The organism is Streptomyces sp. HUAS TT11, from assembly GCF_051553595.1.
In the GTDB taxonomy this organism is placed as follows: domain Bacteria; phylum Actinomycetota; class Actinomycetes; order Streptomycetales; family Streptomycetaceae; genus Streptomyces.
In genome coordinates this window covers 4,606,222-4,623,779 of sequence record NZ_CP196184.1, presented here as the reverse complement: position 1 = coordinate 4,623,779, position 17,558 = coordinate 4,606,222, and the positions used below count along the sequence as shown (strand labels likewise).

General features: G+C 69.6%; 15 protein-coding genes and 2 tRNA genes. 12 read left to right on the top strand and 5 right to left on the bottom strand.

Features of this window, described 5'->3' with window-relative positions:
* Positions 1-27: 27 nt before the first annotated feature.
* The 7 genes from recF to ACSHXN_RS20615 all read left to right on the top strand — a co-directional run bounded on the left by recF (position 28) and on the right by ACSHXN_RS20615 (position 8,385).
* On the top strand, positions 28-1,149 hold the full coding sequence (gene recF / locus ACSHXN_RS20645) for a DNA replication/repair protein RecF (RefSeq protein ID WP_383352691.1): 1,122 nt from the start codon (positions 28-30) through the stop codon (positions 1,147-1,149).
* Entirely contained in the window at positions 1,146-1,679 is a 534-nt protein-coding gene (locus ACSHXN_RS20640; protein WP_355128696.1) for a DUF721 domain-containing protein, read from the top strand. Before recF ends, ACSHXN_RS20640 begins: the two co-directional genes overlap by 4 nt.
* Positions 1,680-2,066: 387 nt before the next feature.
* On the top strand, positions 2,067-4,127 hold the full coding sequence (gene gyrB / locus ACSHXN_RS20635; RefSeq protein WP_355128698.1) for a DNA topoisomerase (ATP-hydrolyzing) subunit B: 2,061 nt from the start codon (positions 2,067-2,069) through the stop codon (positions 4,125-4,127).
* A gap of 42 nt (positions 4,128-4,169) precedes the next feature.
* The gene (gyrA, locus tag ACSHXN_RS20630; protein ID WP_355128700.1) at positions 4,170-6,761 is read left to right on the top strand and encodes a DNA gyrase subunit A; all 2,592 of its coding nucleotides are present in this window, start codon (positions 4,170-4,172) and stop codon (positions 6,759-6,761) included.
* Between the two features lie 18 nt (positions 6,762-6,779).
* Complete coding sequence (locus tag ACSHXN_RS20625) at positions 6,780-7,529, top strand: DUF3566 domain-containing protein (RefSeq protein WP_355128702.1); 750 nt, start codon at positions 6,780-6,782, stop codon at positions 7,527-7,529.
* Positions 7,530-7,707: 178 nt separating this feature from the next.
* Positions 7,708-7,781, top strand: a tRNA-Ile gene (locus ACSHXN_RS20620).
* A 250-nt stretch (positions 7,782-8,031) separates the two neighbouring features.
* Positions 8,032-8,385: a VOC family protein gene (locus ACSHXN_RS20615; protein ID WP_355128704.1), complete on the top strand. Its 354-nt coding sequence runs from the start codon at positions 8,032-8,034 to the stop codon at positions 8,383-8,385.
* A 242-nt stretch (positions 8,386-8,627) separates the two neighbouring features.
* On the opposite strand, the gene ACSHXN_RS20610 is transcribed toward ACSHXN_RS20615, so the two are convergent.
* Positions 8,628-8,792 (bottom strand): DUF6344 domain-containing protein, encoded by a 165-nt coding sequence (locus ACSHXN_RS20610; protein ID WP_356108074.1) that lies wholly within the window; start codon positions 8,790-8,792, stop codon positions 8,628-8,630.
* A gap of 593 nt (positions 8,793-9,385) precedes the next feature.
* Between ACSHXN_RS20610 and ACSHXN_RS20605 the strand changes: the two genes are divergently transcribed.
* A complete protein-coding gene (locus ACSHXN_RS20605; protein ID WP_003999697.1) occupies positions 9,386-9,514 on the top strand; it encodes a DLW-39 family protein in 129 nt (42 codons plus the stop codon).
* A gap of 184 nt (positions 9,515-9,698) precedes the next feature.
* Positions 9,699-11,135: a hypothetical protein gene (locus ACSHXN_RS20600; RefSeq protein ID WP_438303493.1), complete on the top strand. Its 1,437-nt coding sequence runs from the start codon at positions 9,699-9,701 to the stop codon at positions 11,133-11,135.
* 6 nt (positions 11,136-11,141) lie between these two features.
* Here ACSHXN_RS20600 and ACSHXN_RS20595 read toward each other — a convergent pair whose 3' ends face one another.
* Together ACSHXN_RS20595 and ACSHXN_RS20590 are read right to left on the bottom strand one after the other, a co-directional pair.
* Complete coding sequence (locus ACSHXN_RS20595) at positions 11,142-12,785, bottom strand: serine/threonine-protein kinase (RefSeq protein ID WP_438303492.1); 1,644 nt, start codon at positions 12,783-12,785, stop codon at positions 11,142-11,144.
* 89 nt (positions 12,786-12,874) lie between these two features.
* On the bottom strand, positions 12,875-13,426 hold the full coding sequence (locus ACSHXN_RS20590; protein ID WP_059132291.1) for a helix-turn-helix domain-containing protein: 552 nt from the start codon (positions 13,424-13,426) through the stop codon (positions 12,875-12,877).
* A 180-nt stretch (positions 13,427-13,606) separates the two neighbouring features.
* On the opposite strand from ACSHXN_RS20590, the gene ACSHXN_RS20585 reads away from it, so the two are divergent.
* Positions 13,607-13,679, top strand: a tRNA-Ala gene (locus ACSHXN_RS20585).
* A 529-nt stretch (positions 13,680-14,208) separates the two neighbouring features.
* Here ACSHXN_RS20585 and ACSHXN_RS20580 read toward each other — a convergent pair.
* Positions 14,209-14,913 (bottom strand): DUF5324 family protein, encoded by a 705-nt coding sequence (locus tag ACSHXN_RS20580; protein ID WP_355128712.1) that lies wholly within the window; start codon positions 14,911-14,913, stop codon positions 14,209-14,211.
* 449 nt (positions 14,914-15,362) lie between these two features.
* On the opposite strand from ACSHXN_RS20580, the gene ACSHXN_RS20575 reads away from it, so the two are divergent.
* Both ACSHXN_RS20575 and ACSHXN_RS20570 read left to right on the top strand, forming a co-directional pair.
* Positions 15,363-15,896, top strand: coding sequence for a peptidylprolyl isomerase (locus tag ACSHXN_RS20575; protein WP_355128714.1), 534 nt, complete (start codon positions 15,363-15,365; stop codon positions 15,894-15,896).
* Between the two features lie 97 nt (positions 15,897-15,993).
* Positions 15,994-16,908, top strand: a complete 915-nt coding sequence (locus ACSHXN_RS20570; protein ID WP_355794858.1) for a rhomboid family intramembrane serine protease — start codon at positions 15,994-15,996, stop codon at positions 16,906-16,908.
* A 302-nt stretch (positions 16,909-17,210) separates the two neighbouring features.
* Here ACSHXN_RS20570 and crgA read toward each other — a convergent pair whose 3' ends face one another.
* A complete protein-coding gene (gene crgA, locus ACSHXN_RS20565) occupies positions 17,211-17,465 on the bottom strand; it encodes a cell division protein CrgA (protein ID WP_355128718.1) in 255 nt (84 codons plus the stop codon).
* Between the last annotated feature and the right edge of the window lie 93 nt (positions 17,466-17,558).

The following is a 17,558-nucleotide window of genomic DNA, read 5'->3' as shown; positions in this document are numbered from 1 at the left end:
ACCCCTGGGGGAGGTCGGCGAACGACCATGCACGTCGCGCACCTGTCGCTGGCCGACTTCCGCTCGTACGCCCGGGTCGAAGTCCCGCTCGACCCGGGCGTCACCGCCTTCGTCGGCCCGAACGGGCAGGGCAAGACGAACCTGGTCGAGGCGGTCGGCTATCTGGCCACGCTCGGCAGCCACCGCGTCTCCTCCGACGCGCCGCTCGTCCGCATGGGCGCCGAGCGGGCCATCATCCGGGCGCGGGTCCGCCAGGGCGACCGGCAGCAGCTGGTCGAGCTGGAGCTGAACCCCGGCAAGGCCAACCGCGCGCGCATCAACAGGTCCTCACAGGTCAAGCCGCGTGACGTGCTGGGCATAGTGCGCAGCGTGCTGTTCGCGCCCGAGGACCTGGCACTGGTCAAGGGCGACCCCGGCGAGCGCCGCCGTTTCCTCGACGAGCTGATCACCGCCCGCTCCCCGCGCATGGCGGGCGTCCGCTCCGACTACGACCGGGTCCTCAAGCAGCGCAACACGCTGTTGAAGACGGCCGCGCTGGCCCGCCGCCACGGTGGCCGGGGCACGGACCTGTCCACACTCGACGTCTGGGACCAGCACCTGGCGCGCGCCGGGGCCGAGCTGCTCGCCCAGCGACTCGATCTGATCGCCGCGATCCAGCCGCTCGCGGACAAGGCCTACGAGCAGCTGGCACCCGGCGGCGGCCCGGTCACCCTGGAGTACAGGCCGTCCGCGCCGGGCGACGCCCACACCCGTGAGGCGCTGTACGAGCAGCTGACGGCCGCGCTCACCGAGGCCCGCAAGCAGGAGATCGAACGCGGCGTCACCCTGGTGGGACCGCACCGGGACGATCTGCTGCTCAAGCTCGGTCAGCTGCCCGCCAAGGGCTACGCGTCCCACGGCGAGTCCTGGTCGTACGCACTGGCGCTGCGCCTCGCGTCCTACGACCTGCTGCGCGCGGAGGGCAACGAGCCGGTGCTCGTCCTCGACGACGTCTTCGCCGAGCTGGACACCCGCCGGCGCGAACGACTGGCCGAGCTGGTCGCACCCGGCGAGCAGGTCCTGGTGACCGCCGCGGTCGACGACGACGTACCGCACGTACTGACGGGGACGCGGTTCGCCGTGTCCGACGGCACCGTGGAGCGCGCATGAGCACCGACGAACCCGCACCGAAGAAGACCTCCGAACTCTCGGGCGTGGACCTCGCGCGCGTGGCGCTGCGGGCCGCGAAGGAACAGGCACGCGCGCGTGGCGACGCCGCGCAGCAGAAGAAGCAGGCGCGCCGCGGCGGACTGCGCTCGGGCGCCCGAGCCGACGGCCGCGACCCGATGGCACTCGGTGCGGCGATCAACCGGCTGATCACCGAGCGCGGCTGGGAGACACCGGCCGCGGTGGGCGGGGTGATGGGCCGCTGGCCGCAGATCGTCGGCGCGGACCTCGCCAGGCACTGCGTACCGCAGAGGTATGACGAGGACGAACACGTGCTCACCGTGAGCTGCGACTCCACGGCCTGGGCGACGCAGCTGCGGCTGCTGGCCCCGCAGCTCGTGGCGCGCCTGAACGAGGACCTGGGGCACGGCACCGTCCGGTTGATCAAGGTGCACGGACCCGGTGCTCCGGCCCAGCGTTTCGGCCCGCTGCGCGCCCCCGGCAGCCGGGGCCCCGGTGACACGTACGGGTGACGGACATCACTCGGCACCGTCCGCGGCAGGCGCCCGGCGGCCGTTTCGTCGTACCCACATGCGATTGCGAAGCCGGGTCCGACTCCTCAGTTGCCAAGGGTTGACAGCCGGAAGCGCTGAGTGCCTCGTAGAGCCTCTTGGAGCCCCGCTCCGCATATGGGGAGTCGGGCGAGACCGGTTGAGGGCGGCACATGCGGACTCAGGTACCGGCAAACCCCCATCACTGTCGGCGCTACCGGTAGACTAGAAGCGAATCCCGCCCCAAACGTGGGGACCGTCCGGGAATAGCTGAGCAACGCTGATCAAGGCTTACCAACGCAACATGCCGCAGCCGCTCCGGCAAGCCGCCGACGAGCCCGGCTCGTGCTGTGCCAGAAAGGGCGCTTCGTGGCCGATTCCGGCAACCCCAACGAGAACATCCCGTCCACCGACGCCGGCGAGAACGGTGCGGTGACTCCGTCGAACGGCGAGGTCACCGCCTCGTACGACGCCAGCGCCATCACCGTGCTCGAAGGGCTGGACGCGGTCCGCAAGCGACCCGGTATGTACATCGGCTCCACCGGCGAGCGCGGTCTGCACCACCTCGTGTACGAGGTCGTGGACAACTCCGTCGACGAGGCTCTGGCCGGCCACGCGGACACCATCGACGTGACGATCCTGCCCGACGGCGGCGTGCGCGTCGTCGACAACGGCCGCGGCATCCCCGTGGGCATCGTCCCCTCCGAGGGCAAGCCGGCCATCGAGGTCGTGCTGACCGTCCTGCACGCGGGCGGCAAGTTCGGCGGCGGCGGCTACGCGGTCTCCGGCGGTCTGCACGGCGTCGGCGTCTCCGTCGTGAACGCCCTGTCCAGCAAGGTGTCGGTCGAGGTCAGGACCGACGGCCACCGCTGGACGCAGGACTACAAGATGGGCGTCCCGACGGCCCCGCTCGCCCAGCACGAGGAGACCGGCGACACCGGCACCTCGGTCACCTTCTGGGCCGACCCGGACATCTTCGAGACCACCGAGTACTCCTTCGAGACGCTCTCGCGGCGCTTCCAGGAGATGGCGTTCCTCAACAAGGGCCTGACGATCAGGCTCACCGACGAACGCGAGTCGGCGAAGGCCACCGCAGGGGCGGACGAGGCCGGTGCCGACGAGAAGGACGAGGTCAAGAGCGTCACGTACCACTACGAGGGCGGCATCGTCGACTTCGTGAAGTACCTCAACTCCCGCAAGGGAGAGGTGGTGCACCAGACGGTGATCGATCTCGAGGCCGAGGACAAGGACAAGAGCCTGTCCCTCGAGGTCGCGATGCAGTGGAACAGCGGATACAGCGAGGGCGTGTACTCCTTCGCCAACATCATCCACACCCACGAGGGCGGTACGCACGAGGAGGGCTTCCGTGCGGCGCTGACCTCGCTGATCAACAAGTACGCGCGCGACAAGAAGATGCTCCGCGAGAAGGACGACAACCTCACGGGCGACGACATCCGCGAGGGCCTGACGGCGATCATCTCGGTCAAGCTGAGCGAGCCGCAGTTCGAGGGCCAGACGAAGACCAAGCTGGGCAACACCGAGGCGAAGACGTTCGTCCAGAAGGCGGTCTACGAGCACCTCAACGACTGGCTCGACCGCAACCCGAACGAGGCGGCGGACATCGTCCGCAAGGGCATCCAGGCGGCCACCGCGCGCGTTGCGGCCCGCAAGGCGCGCGACCTCACCCGCCGCAAGGGCCTGCTGGAGAGCGCGTCCCTGCCGGGCAAGCTCTCGGACTGCCAGTCCAACGACCCGACCAAGTGCGAGATCTTCATCGTCGAGGGTGACTCCGCCGGCGGCTCGGCCAAGTCCGGCCGCAACCCGCAGTACCAGGCGATCCTCCCGATCCGCGGCAAGATCCTCAACGTCGAGAAGGCCAGGATCGACAAGATCCTGCAGAACCAGGAGATCCAGGCGCTGATCTCCGCGTTCGGCACCGGCGTGCACGAGGACTTCGACATCGAGAAGCTCCGCTATCACAAGATCATCCTGATGGCGGACGCCGACGTCGACGGCCAGCACATCAACACCCTGCTGCTGACGTTCCTCTTCCGCTTCATGCGGCCGCTGGTCGAGGCCGGGCACGTGTTCCTCTCGCGTCCTCCGCTCTACAAGATCAAGTGGGGTCGGGACGAGGTCGAGTACGCGTACTCCGACCGTGAGCGCGACGCACTGCTGGAGATGGGCCGCCAGCGCGGCAAGCGGGTCCGGGAGGACTCGATCCAGCGCTTCAAGGGCCTCGGCGAGATGAACGCCGAGGAGCTGCGGGTGACCACCATGGACATCGAGCACCGCGTCCTCGGCCAGGTCACGCTCGACGACGCCGCCCAGGCCGACGACCTGTTCTCGGTCCTCATGGGCGAGGACGTCGAGGCCCGCCGCGCGTTCATCCAGCGCAACGCCAAGGACGTCCGCTTCCTCGACATCTGAGTCGGTCTCAGCTGACCGCATCAGGAAGGATCTTCACCAGCAATGGCCGACGAGAACACTCCCGCCACGCCTGCAGAGGCGGCCGGCGATATCGTCCGCATCGAGCCCGTCGGGCTCGAGACGGAGATGCAGCGCTCGTACCTGGACTACGCGATGTCCGTCATCGTGTCCCGGGCGCTGCCGGACGTCCGGGACGGCCTCAAGCCCGTCCACCGCCGTGTCCTGTACGCGATGTACGACGGCGGATACCGACCCGAGCGCGGCTTCTACAAGTGCGCCCGCGTGGTCGGCGACGTCATGGGCAACTACCACCCGCACGGCGACTCCTCGATCTACGACGCGCTGGTCCGCCTCGCGCAGCCGTGGTCGATGCGGATGCCGCTGGTGGACTCCAACGGCAACTTCGGCTCTCCGGGCAACGACCCCGCGGCCGCCATGCGCTACACCGAGTGCAAGATGGCGCCGCTGTCCATGGAGATGGTCCGCGACATCGACGAGGAGACCGTCGACTTCACGGACAACTACGACGGCCGCTCCCAGGAGCCGACGGTCCTTCCGTCCCGCTTCCCGAACCTGCTGATCAACGGTTCCGCCGGTATCGCGGTCGGCATGGCGACCAACATCCCGTCGCACAACCTCCGCGAGGTCGCGGCGGGCGCCCAGTGGTGCCTGGAGAACCCGGAGGCCTCGCACGAGGAGCTGCTCGAGGCCCTCATCGAGCGCATCAAGGGCCCCGACTTCCCCACGGGCGCCCTCGTGGTGGGCCGCAAGGGCATCGAGGAGGCCTACCGCACCGGGCGCGGTTCGATCACCATGCGCGCGGTCGTCGAGGTCGAGGAGATCCAGAACCGCCAGTGCCTGGTGGTCACCGAGCTGCCCTACCAGGTCAACCCGGACAACCTCGCGCAGAAGATCGCCGACCTGGTCAAGGACGGCAAGATCGGCGGCATCGCGGACGTACGCGACGAGACGTCGTCCCGTACCGGCCAGCGCCTGGTCATCGTGCTCAAGCGGGACGCGGTCGCCAAGGTCGTCCTGAACAACCTCTACAAGCACACCGACCTGCAGACGAACTTCGGCGCCAACATGCTGGCGCTCGTCGACGGTGTGCCGCGCACCCTGTCCCTGGACGCGTTCATCCGCCACTGGGTGACGCACCAGATCGAGGTCGTCGTCCGCCGTACGCGCTTCAGGCTGCGCAAGGCCGAGGAGCGGGCGCACATCCTGCGCGGTCTGCTGAAGGCCCTGGACGCCATCGACGAGGTCATCGCGCTGATCCGCAGCAGCGCCACCGTCGAGGTCGCGCGCGAGGGCCTGATGGGGCTCCTGGAGATCGACGAGATCCAGGCGAACGCGATCCTCGAGATGCAGCTGCGCCGTCTGGCCGCCCTGGAGCGCCAGAAGATCGTCCAGGAGCACGACGAACTCCAGGCGAAGATCAGCGAGTACAACCGGATCCTCGCCTCCCCGGTCCGTCAGCGCGGGATCGTCAGCGAGGAACTGGCCGCGATCGTCGAGAAGTACGGCGACGACCGCCAGACCAAGCTGATCCCGTACGAGGGCGACATGTCCATCGAGGACCTGATCGCCGAAGAGGACATCGTCGTCACGGTCACCCGCGGCGGCTACATCAAGCGCACCAAGGCGGACGACTACCGCGCCCAGAAGCGCGGCGGCAAGGGCGTGCGCGGCACGAAGCTCAAGGAAGACGACATCGTCGACCACTTCTTCGTGTCCACCACGCACCACTGGCTGCTGTTCTTCACCAACAAGGGTCGTGTCTACCGGGCGAAGGCCTATGAGCTGCCCGACGCCGGCCGGGACGCGCGCGGTCAGCACGTCGCGAACCTGCTCGCCTTCCAGCCGGACGAGGCCATCGCCGAGATCCTCGCCATCCGCGACTACGAGGCCACGCCGTACCTGGTGCTCGCCACCAAGGGCGGTCTGGTCAAGAAGACGCCTCTGAAGGATTACGATTCGCCGCGTTCCGGCGGTGTGATCGCGATCAATCTTCGCGAGATGGACGACGGTTCCGATGACGAACTGATCGGCGCCGAACTCGTCTCACCCGAGGACGATCTGCTTCTGATCAGCAAGAAGGCTCAGTCGATCAGGTTCACGGCGACCGACGAGTCCCTGCGTCCGATGGGCCGCGCCACCTCGGGCGTCAAGGGCATGAGTTTCCGTGAGGGCGACGAGCTGCTCTCGATGAATGTTGTTCGACCCGGTACGTTCGTGTTCACTGCAACAGACGGTGGGTACGCGAAGCGAACCGCTGTCGACGAGTACCGCGTCCAGGGGCGTGGCGGCCTCGGCATCAAGGCTGCCAAGATCGTCGAGGATCGCGGCTCGCTCGTCGGCGCGCTGGTGGTCGAGGAGACCGACGAGATCCTCGCCATCACGTTGTCGGGCGGTGTGATTCGTACGCGAGTCAATGAGGTCAGGGAGACGGGCCGTGACACCATGGGCGTCCAACTGATCAACCTGGGCAAGCGCGATGCCGTGGTCGGTATCGCTCGTAACGCCGAGGCGGGGCGCGAGGCGGAGGAGGTCGACGGCGATGTTGTCGTGGACGAGACCGCGGACGACGACACCATCGGCACGGTCGAGGGCGATACGCCCTCGGCCGAGTAACACGAGGAGTGAGTCAGCGTGAGCGGAGCCACGGGTTCCGGACCGACCGGTACGGAAACGGACGGCGGAGGCCGTGGCTCCGCCACGAACTCGACGCACTCCCATGATTCTCATGGATCCCAGGGGGGAACTGTGACGGACACCCGAGGCCCGCAGACCCAGCAGCACCAGGCTGGAGCGGGCCCGGCCGCTCCCGGTGCCGCGCAGCCCGTGCCGGGGGTGCAGCCTGCCGCGGCACCCGTGGGCCAGGCGCCCACCGCACCGCCCGCCTCCCCTCTTCCGGGGGAGCGGCAGGCCCAGCAGCCCGCGGGGCCCTACCACCCGCCGCAGGCGTACCAGGCGCAGCCGCCGGCCGGTGCCGTACGCCGTCCCCGGACCGGGGCGCGCACCGCTCCGCGCACGCGCAAGGCACGCCTGAGGGTGGCGAAGGCCGACCCGTGGTCGGTGATGAAGGTCAGCTTCCTGCTCTCCATCGCGCTCGGCGTCTGCACGGTCGTGGCGTCCGCGGTGCTGTGGATGGTCATGGACGCCATGGGCGTCTTCTCGACGGTCGGCGGCACGCTGTCGGAGGCCACCGGCTCCACCGATTCGAACGGCTTCGACCTCCAGGCGTTCCTGTCCCTGCCGCACGTCCTGACCTTCACCGCGATCATCGCGGTCATCGACGTCGTCCTGGCGACCGCGCTCGCGACACTGGGCGCGTTCATCTACAACATCTCCGCGGGCTTCGTCGGCGGCGTCGAGCTGACGCTGGCGGAGGACGAGTAGCCGGCCTCTGCGGGTGCCTTCGGCACCCGCGGGCCGAGGCCTGTACGAGAGCGCGTCCCTGACGGGATGCGCTCTCTTCGTAGGGGTCCCGGGCCCTCGGGTATCGATTTTGGGACTTCCCACCTCGTGCGCTAATCTTCAGGGGTCAGCGCGCGGGACACACACCGCAAAGCGCGGCGGGGCTATAGCTCAGTTGGTTAGAGCGCATCCCTGATAAGGATGAGGCCACAGGTTCAAATCCTGTTAGCCCCACATACGAAAAGACCCTCAGTCGATCACGGCTGGGGGTCTTTGACATTCACGGCCGACATCGGCTGACGGTGTCGGCTCGGCCGGCATGCGGAGGGCATCGCTGGTCGGCCGCGAGGCGCAGGTCTCCCTCCCGGCCCTGGTAGCCGCCCTGCGCCGGTAGTTCGGAAGCCGACGGGTCAGCCGCCGCGGGCCTCCCTCCGAGCGCTTCAATCGCCTGTTCTCGCAGCCCGGCTGCGCCTAGGCTCGGCGCATGACCTTGGAATGGGAACAGGTAATTGTTCACTCGGTGGATCCGGTCGCCCTGGGGCAGTGGTGGGCCAAGGCTCTCGGCTGGGTTGTCGTCCACTCCTCCGACGATGAGTTCGAGATCCGCCCGGAGCCGGATCGCCTGCCAGGGTTGGACTTCGTCCGGATCGAGGAGAGCAAGAAGGTCAAGAGCCGGCTGCATCTGGACTTCAGGCCCGATGACCAGGACGCCGAGGTGGCTCGCCTCGAGGCTCACGGCGCGCAGCGTGTCGACATCGGCCAGGGAGAGCAGTCGTGGGTCGTCATGGCGGACCCCGAAGGCAACGAGTTCTGTGTCCTCGGCCAACGGCGTCAGTGACAACGCCCTGAGAACGCACGTGTCCGGCCCGACGGGCTTGCGGCCGAGAGGCTGTGTCGACGGCGCGACGAGCTGACATCCGCGGTCGGCGGCAACGGTGGACTTCGGTTTCCGGACATCAGCAGCCCGGCACCTGGGAGCAGGTGCCGGGCCGCTTGCTGTGGCGGTGTACGCAAGATCGCCTGTGCTGGTTCAGGGGCGCCCGTGGGGGCGGTGAAGGGTCCGGAGAGGAAGGGGCTGGATCAGCACTGGAGCCGAGCCGTCGGTTCGTGCGAGGCGGTTGCCGTTTCGCAGCGGGGCCGGAGGGAGGAGCGTGCGAGGGGGATGGCCGGGACGATGTCCGCGGGTGTTCGCCGTCGGCAGCTCGGGGAGGAACCGTGGGCCTCGGCCCTGATGCGTTGTTTCATCGTGGGGGGAAGGGCCCGACTTCGGGACCGTTCGGACCGGGTCTGTCTCGGTAGCGTCACCGTCGGCGTCGGATGGACCGGATCCACCCGGCGGGCCGGAAGGATCCGGCGGGCCTGGAGGTCGCAGTTGCGTTCCGGCTGGGGCTGAGGTACCGCGGCGGTGGCGGTCTTCTTGATGAGTCCGAGCGCGGTGCACAGTGCCAGGAGAGCCGTGACGACGGTGTTCCAGAGCTGAGTGAGCTTGTTCCCGGTCATGTCCCCTCACTTTCGGGTCGGGCGATTTGCGTACTTTCCTCATGATGTGTATGTGGGTCGCGAAGTGGTGGACCGACGCCCGTGGCGCGTCGTTCTTCGGATGAACACCACTCGGATGGACGTAAGAGGTCCGGAAAGTCGGAGAATGAGAGGGGACGGCTGTGAACGTCACAGTCTGTGATGGGTGATCACCCGCGGGCGACGGCGATCACAGCCGGCCGTACTGCGGTGCTCCGGGCCCGAGTTGAGGGCGGACTCAGGCACGCCGATCGATATCGGTCGGTGTGTATAGTCGGGCGCCAGAGGTCCCCTACGTCAAGGAAAGACGAGGTCGCGCGGTGAAGAAGCTTCTCCTGGTCGCACTGGCCGCCATCGGCGGGCTCCTCGTGTACCGCCAGATCCAGGCGGATCGCGCCGAGCAGGATCTGTGGACGGAGGCGACCGACTCCGTGCCCACGGGTTCGTGAGGTCCTACGGACAACAGATTCGGAGCAAACCCCGACCGCCGTCGCGGTCGGGGTTTTGTGTTGTCCGGGAGACACGGCCTGCGGGAAGGGAGCGTTTCGGACGCTCGGACGCAATGCCCGGATGCCCCCGTGGCCCGCGGGGCAGGATGGGCGGTCCGGGTGGTGCGGGGCGAGGGGGCGTGAGATGGGGCGGCGCACGGGGGCGGGACGGGGAGCACTCGGACACGGGTGGACACCGGCGCGCGGGACGGTGACCCTGTGTGCCGCCGCGGCGCTCGCGACGTTCGTGGCGCACCCGGCGTGGGGCGCCCCTGGCACCGAGGGCGCGCCGACCCCGTACGCCTTCGCCGAGGACGACACGAGGGCCGAGGGCGCCACCGTCACCGCGGACGCCGTGCGCCTGGACCCCGGGCACACCTACCGGAGCGCCCTGCCGGCCACCGGCAAGCGCTACTACCGCCTCGAGCTGGACTCGGCGGCCAACGCCTATGTCTCCGCGACGGCCGTCCCCGAGGCGGGAGCGCGGGTCTCCTCCGCAGACGGACTCGAAGTGTCCGTTCAGGACGCCGGTGGAACGACCTGTTCCACCGGGACCGCGCACTTCGGGCCCACCCGGAGCCCGCATCCCATCGCCGCCTGGGCCTCGCGCGAGACGGGTGCCGGTACCTACGGGTGCAAGGGCGCGGGGGTGTACTACGTCGTCGTGGAGCGGCGCGTTCCCGGGTCGTCCGCGTCCACGGCCGGTGACTGGGACCTCGAACTCGACTACGTCTCGGAACCGGCCCTCGACCGGGACGGCGTGACGGCCCCGCCCGGACCCTGGAACTCCGCGACGCCCGAGGCCGTTCTGGGCGACCCCACCCGACGGGCGGGCGGAGCGGGCTTCGCCGGCGCGAGCGCCCTGGGGCAGGGCGTCTGGCAGGACGCCATCGGACCCGGGCAGACCCTCTTCTACAAGGTGCCCGTCGACTGGGGGCAGCAGCTCTCCGCCACCGTGGAGATGGGCAGCTCCACCGGTGGCGACGGCTTCGTCGGCACCGCCCTGGCCATGTCGCTGTACAACCCCGTGCGCGCCCACGTCGCCGACGCCGACGCCGGGTACAACGGTGCGCAGACCTCCGCGGCGCTCGAGCCGCTGCCGCCCGTCGACCACGCCAACCGTCATGCCGTCGGTGACCGCGTCGGCGCGATGCGGTTCGCGGGCTGGTACTACCTCGCCGTGCACCTGGGCGCCCCGGTGGCGGACAGGTTCGGGGACGGGCCGTTCGGGCTGACGCTGCGGGTGCGGGTGAGCGGGACGCCGGTGTCCGCTCCGGCGTACGCGGGACGCGCCGCACCAAGCGACGTCTTCACCGTCACGGCCGCGGACCGCGAGGAGGCCGCGCCGGGTGCGACGGGGGACCGGGGCGCCTCCCAAGGCGCGCCCGGGGCCGGCGCGATGGCGAGCGAGGACGGCGGAGCGCGCGGCGACGGGACCGGCCGCGGGGGACCGGAAGAGGACACCGGCACGATGCGGCTGGTCGCCGCGGGAGGGATCGGCACCGGCAGCGTGCTGGTCCTGGGGCTGGTGTGGTGGACCGCGGCCGCCCGGCGGCGGGCGCGTGACCGCTGGGCCGGGTGAGGGCGCTCAGAGCCGTGCCAGCGCCCAGAACCCCACGGCGAAGCAGGCCAGCGCGAGCAGCAGCACCGGCAGGGCGATCGTCGCCGGCGGTCCGGGACGCCGGGCCGCCGGTCGCCCGCCGCGCCGCGTGATCTCCTGCGGCCGGGTGGGGGCGTGCAGGGACCCGACGGGGTGTCCACGGCCGGGCTGTTGTGCCGAGGGGGCACTACGGGTGGGAGACGCTCCGGCTGTGGGCGTGGGCGTGGGCGTGGGCGTGGGCGTGGGCGTGGGCGTGGGCGTGGACGTGGGCGCGTGACGCGGAATGCGGGCGGGAGCCGGGGCCGGTGGTGTGGACGGCTGCGAGGGTGGGCGCGAGGCCGCCCAGAGCGCCTCGCGGGGCAGCGGGGGCGGCAGATGGAAGCTTCCGGTGTCCGACATCGTGGCCGGTCGCGGGGAGGGCGTGGGATCGACCGGGGGCTTGGGCGGTACGACGAAGGGCGCGGGCCCGGGCCGTGCGGCAGGGGGAGGGGGCGTCGGCGCGACCGCGGAGAAGGAGGCTGCGGAGGCGGCGGCCCCGGGCGAGCCGCCGGCGGAGGGAGGGGGCGCCGCGGAGGGGGTGGGGGCGGCGGCCGGCCGCGGAGGTGGCGGACCGCTCGTGGGCCGCGCAGGGCCGCCTGCCGTTCCGGAGGTGCCGTGCGCTCCCGAGGATCCCGTCGGGTGTGCCGCGCCGGTCGAGGCGCCGTTCGTGTGCGGCGGGGAGGCCACGGGGTGCGTCACCGCCGGCGGCGGGCGCAGCGGTCCTTGGGGGGTGAACCCCGGTGGGAGCGGTCCGAGTTGGTCGAAGACCTCCACCTGCTCGTCGTCGGGGCCGGGTTCCGGCAGCAGCTCCCCGGCCGCGGTCAGGGCCTTGCGGGCGCCGGTGGCGGTGCGGAACCGTGCGGCCGGGTCCGGTTGCAGCAGTGTGGCCACGACCTCCCACAGAGGCCCTGGAACACCGCGTGGCGGCCCGGGCGTGCCGTTGGCCGCGAAGTACGCGACGAGTGCCTTGGTGTCCGGCTTGGCGCCTTCCAGCAGGTACAGCGCGACGAGGCCGACGGCGAACAGATCGCCGGCGAAGTCCGGATCGGCGCCCGTCAGTTGCTCGGGTGCGAGATAACCGGGCGTGCCGACCACATAGTCGGTCTCCGTCAACCGCGGTTCTCCCAGCCGCATGGCGATGCCGAAGTCGGACAGCCGCAGCCGGGGCCGGGCGGTGCCGGTCGCTTCGAGGAGCACATTGGCGGGCTTGATGTCGCGGTGCACCACACCTTCCGCGTGCACCGCGCAGAGCCCGGACAACAGCTGGTCCAGCAGCACGCAGACGAAGGACGGGGGCAGCGGGCCGTAGTCCCCGACGAGGTGGACCAGCGAGCCGCCGGTGACCAGGTCCATGGTGAACAGGACCTTGTCGTCGTCCGCCGCCCAGCTGGCGGGTGCGAGCACATGCGGGTGGTCGATGCGCAGCGCCTGCTCTCGCACGAACCGCAGCAGCGCATGGGCGTCGCTCTGCTGCAGGACCTTGGCGGCGACGTAGCGGCGCCGACGGTGGTCCCAGGCGCGCCAGACCGCACCGACTCCCCCGCGCCCGATGGGATCGACGAGCTCGTACCGTCCGGCGAAGACCTCACCCATGGTCGTGCGTCGCGCCCCCTTCCGGACCGGCGATCAGGACTCCCGCGCACCCCCCGGCGCGAGAGTCCTCAACGGGGTCGGGTGTCGGTTCAGCTCTGGTGCGACTGGTAGTGGGCGACGGCGTCCGAGGTGCGGCCGGCGCCGTACACCCGGAGGAACTCTGCCAGTTCCGGGTGGCTCGGGGCGAGGGTGTCCGCCGCCTCGATGATGTCCCCCGCCGCCGCCACCGAGCGCAGCAGCGACTGGATCTCACGGACGACCCGCTTGACCGTGGGAACGCCCGAACTGTTCGTCGTCGGCGTGGTGTTGTTGTTGAGCACGGAGCCCCCCTGCGACTTCTTGATCTCGTCCATCCGCTCGGTGGCCTCGGCGGCGCTCACACTGCCGTCCGCGACCTGCCCCGCCAGGTCCTGCAGCAGCTGAACCCGCTGGACCACCGCCGGATTGCCGATCTTGGCGCGCTGACCGCTCATCAGCTGCGACAACATCGGAGCGGACAGTCCCAGTACACCGGCCAGACGAGCCTGATTGAGCCCGAGATCCTCGATGAGCTTACGGAAGAGCGCCCCCAACGGCTCTCCGTACCAGTTCCGCTGCAGCTCCCGCGCTCTCGCGGTGGCTTCCTGCTGTGCGGCGTCCATTGCGTCTCCCCATCGCTTCCCCAAGTACCGCGGTTCGCTCTAGCGAACCACGAGGTGCATCTTACGGAGGGTGGTCTCCCACGGGGACCCCCAATCTTTTTGTGAGATGCAGGGGATGACCGGGTACGCTGGTGCGGAGCGCCCGCCGGCCCTGGTTCCCAGGCCGGACGTGGCTCCTTCGGGGCCTTAGCTCAGTTGGTAGAGCGCTGTCTTTGCATGGCAGATGTCAGGGGTTCGACTCCCCTAGGCTCCACACCTCGGACCGGTCGGCCGCCCTCGTGGCGGCCGGCCGGTCCTTCGTTCGTGGCGAGCGGTGCCACAAGGGATGATTTGCACCCGTTGCATTCCTTTGCGCAAACAGTCGAAACAGTCCATGGCCCGGGACACCCCGACCGGGTGCCAGGTCCGCGTGAAGGGCAGTGTGGGGTGATATAGGCAGACTTATAGGATCAAGTGCGCCCAAAGATGTGTAAGCAGGAGAGTGCATTCCGTAAACGAAGTCTCCACGGAACTCCCACACTCGGTGCGTTGCAAACGTCATCAAGCGGGGAAAGTGTGAACCCCTCCTGTTCCACGTGAAACATCACCGCCCGTCGGAACCCGCGGTTCCGCGTCATCGGTGATGTCGTGGCATGGCCGGACGGCCGTCTTCCAGGTGTCGGTGGAGGAGTTCCTGCGCCGCCCGCCCCTCTTCCCGGCCGGCGGTTCGCGGGACGGTCAGCACTGTGGGGCAGGAGAGCGCAAGTCTCCTGCCCCACACCGTGGTTGCCTACCGAGCGGGTTCAGTGGCGGTCGTCGTCGTTCCCCGCGGAGTCCTCCTCGGCCTGCTTCGCCTGTACCTCGGGGTCCAAGGCGCTCGGGCCGCTGCCGTCCACCGAGGACAGACGGTCGCTCTGCGGCATTTCCGTCGCGGCGGGCGGTTCGACCAGCCAGTCGGGGTTCGCCTGCTTGTCCCACCACTTCCAGGCGGCGAAGGCTCCGCCGGCCATGGCGGCCAGCACCGCCAGTCCCTTGGCGATGCGGCCCATCTTCGCCCGCCGCTGCTGCCGGCGCACCAGCTTCTCGATCTGCCGGGGCGTGACCTGACCGCGCAGCGCGGCCAGCGCCGCAGCGCCACGGGCCACCGCCTCCTCCCGCGCAGGTCCCGCCGCGGCGACCGCCTGGCCGATCCTGGGGCGGGAGTAGTCGGCCGCCTGCCGGGCGGCCTTGCGCGTGTAGAGGGCGGCATCCTGGGCGGCCTGGTCCACCTTGGGCGGAACATGAGTGCGCGCCTGTTCCAGGCGTGGGGCGAGATGGGCGTCGTACTGGACGCGGGCCTGCTCGGCGGCCTGCGACACCCTGGGCGCGAGTCGGACGCGCGCCTCGTGTGCGTAGTGCGCTGCCTTGTCCTTGGCCGTGTCGGCGTAGGGCGCCACCACTTCCGCGGCATGCAGCACGCTGTCCTTCGCCGAACCGGTCGCGGCGCGCACGCTGTCGATGCGGGTCACGGGTTCCTCCTCCTCGGTGGCGTACGGTAATTCGACTTTCCCGCCTTTTACGGATCATGCCTCCCGAAGAGCTCCCGGGCATGCGAGGACGAGCAACCGGGTCATCCGGCCCACCCAGGCCGGTCCGGTCCGCCTCCGGGCGGGAAGCGATCGGGACGATCGTGTATTTCGGCCTGATCACGCGCGATAGCGGATGAATACAGGGCAACGGGAGCTTGTCGACGACAATGCCACGGATCGGTGCGCTGCGCCCCCGCGACGGCAGTACTCGACCGGTTTTCTGCGCGCCCGGAGCACGCACGGCGGCCGCCGACCCGCGAGGGACGGGCATGCGCCCCCGATCCGCGCGACACCGGCCCGGGAATGTTCGCGTAGAGGTGAGGCCCGGCCATGCCGGACGCGTACCGTGCGAGGATCAGGGGGTCACAAAGGACAACGGAAGGCAGATCGTGGCTGAGCAGCTTTACGCCACCTTGAAGACCAACCACGGCGACATCGAGGTCCGGCTTCTGCCGAACCACGCGCCGAAGACGGTCCGTAACTTCGTCGAGCTCGCCAAGGGCGAGCGTGAGTGGACCCACCCCGCGACGGGTGAGAAGTCCGCGAAGAAGCTCTACGACGGCACGGTCTTCCACCGGGTGATCAGCGGGTTCATGATCCAGGGCGGTGACCCGCTGGGCAACGGCACCGGCGGCCCTGGCTACCAGTTCGAGGACGAGTTCCACCCGGACCTCGCCTTCGACAAGCCCTACCTGCTGGCCATGGCCAACGCCGGTCCGGGCACCAACGGCTCGCAGTTCTTCATCACCGTCTCCCCGACGGCCTGGCTGACCCGCAAGCACACCATCTTCGGCGAGGTCACCGACGCGGCCAGCCAGAAGGTCGTGGACACCATCGCCACCACCCAGACCAACCCGCGCACGGACCGGCCGGTGAACGACGTCGTCATCGAGTCCGTCGTCGTCCAGTCCCGCGAGGGCTGAGCCCCTCCGGGGCACACCGCACGAGGGAACAAAAGCGCCCCGCCCGTCCGTACAAGGAAGGGCGGGGCACCCCGTCGTACGGAGAGTGAGGGACCCGATGGACCAGGCGCCAGGCAGCCCGCCGCAGGGACCGCCGAACCAGGAGCCGCACGGATCCGGGGAGCTGCCCGTCTGCTACCGGCACCCGGACCGCGGGACCGGTATCCGCTGCACCCGCTGTGAGCGCCCGATCTGCCCGGAGTGCATGGTCAACGCCTCGGTCGGCTTCCAGTGCCCGGAGTGTGTGCGCAGCGGTTCCGGCACGGGGCACGCCCCCGCGGCCTCGGCACCGCGCACGCTCGCGGGCGGCACCGTCACGGCCGACCCCCGGCTGCTCACCAAGGTGCTGATCGGCGTCAATCTGGCCCTCTTCCTGGTTCAGCTGTCCGTCGGTGATCGCTTCACGGACCGGTTCGAGCTGCTCGGGCGGGCCTACGTGCCGCTGCTCGGCGGGGTCGAGGGCATCGCGGAGGGCCAGTGGTACCGGCTGCTGACCGCGATGTTCCTGCATGCCAGCTATATCCACATCCTGTTCAACATGCTCAGCCTGTGGTGGATCGGCGGCCCGCTGGAGGCGGCCCTCGGCCGCGCCCGCTATTTCGCGCTCTACTTCGTCTCCGGGCTGGCCGGCAGTGCGCTCACCTATCTGATCGCTGCTCCGAACCAGCCCTCGCTCGGCGCCTCCGGCGCGATCTTCGGGCTCTTCGGCGCCACGGCCGTGCTGATGCGCCGGCTCCGCTACGACATGCGTCCCGTCATCGCGCTGCTGGTGATCAACCTGATCTTCACCTTCGGGTGGGGCAACATCGCCTGGCAGGCCCACATCGGCGGGCTCGTCGGCGGTGTCGTGGTCGGATACGCGATGGTCCACGCCCCCCGCGAGCGGCGCGTCCTCGTGCAGTACGGAGTGTGCGCCGTGGTGCTGGCCGCCGTGATCCTCATGACGGTGCTGAGAACCGCCCAGCTCACCTGAACGGCAGATGTGCACGGGCCGTAGCCCGAGGTTGTACCCAGCGTTGTCCACAGTCTGTGGTGGATCTTGTGCATCCAGCGGGACATGCATGCGCCCCCTGTCACCCACCGGAGTTTTCCCAGGTGAGGCAGGGGGCGAACATGTTTGCGGAGGCCGGTGATTCCGTCATACCGGTGTCAATGCTCGATGCGTTATCCACAGATGGTCGTTCTTTTTCCACCGGTTGCCGCTTCTGTGGACAAGGCTGTGGATAACTCAGTGCACAGCCATGGGCAGAGCCGGCGGCAAGCCGACCGGGGCCGCTACTTCCACTGCGTGGAGACGCCGAACCCCGCCGCGATGAAGCCGAAGCCCACCACGATGTTCCAGTTGCGCAACGCGTGGATCGGCAGGGAGCCGTCGGTCACGTAGAAGACCACGATCCATGCGAGACCGATGATGAACATGGCCAGCATCACGGGCGCGACCCAGCCACGGTTGTTCATCTTGATGGCCGTGGCCTGCTTGGTCGGGGGCGGCGTGTAGTCGGCCTTCTTGCGGATACGTGACTTCGGCACGAGGGTCTCTCCTGTCGATGCGCTGCGTGGCCGCGCAGGGTACTGGGGGCGGACTCCGGAGCAGCGTACAAGGGGACACCGAGCGCTCCCCCG

Bases quoted from the DNA above. Each gene is read 5' to 3' on its own strand.
- recF (WP_383352691.1), top strand. From the start codon at position 28: ATGCACGTCGCGCACCTGTCGCTGGCCGACTTCCGCTCGTACGCCCGG.
- ACSHXN_RS20570 (WP_355794858.1), top strand. From the start codon at position 15,994: ATGGACCAGGCGCCAGGCAGCCCGCCGCAGGGACCGCCGAACCAGGAG.
- ACSHXN_RS20595 (WP_438303492.1), bottom strand. From the start codon at position 12,785: ATGGGTGAGGTCTTCGCCGGACGGTACGAGCTCGTCGATCCCATCGGG.
- ACSHXN_RS20600 (WP_438303493.1), top strand. From the start codon at position 9,699: ATGGGGCGGCGCACGGGGGCGGGACGGGGAGCACTCGGACACGGGTGG.
- ACSHXN_RS20615 (WP_355128704.1), top strand. From the start codon at position 8,032: ATGACCTTGGAATGGGAACAGGTAATTGTTCACTCGGTGGATCCGGTC.
- ACSHXN_RS20610 (WP_356108074.1), bottom strand. From the start codon at position 8,792: ATGAAACAACGCATCAGGGCCGAGGCCCACGGTTCCTCCCCGAGCTGC.
- ACSHXN_RS20590 (WP_059132291.1), bottom strand. From the start codon at position 13,426: ATGGACGCCGCACAGCAGGAAGCCACCGCGAGAGCGCGGGAGCTGCAG.
- ACSHXN_RS20640 (WP_355128696.1), top strand. From the start codon at position 1,146: ATGAGCACCGACGAACCCGCACCGAAGAAGACCTCCGAACTCTCGGGC.
- gyrA (WP_355128700.1), top strand. From the start codon at position 4,170: ATGGCCGACGAGAACACTCCCGCCACGCCTGCAGAGGCGGCCGGCGAT.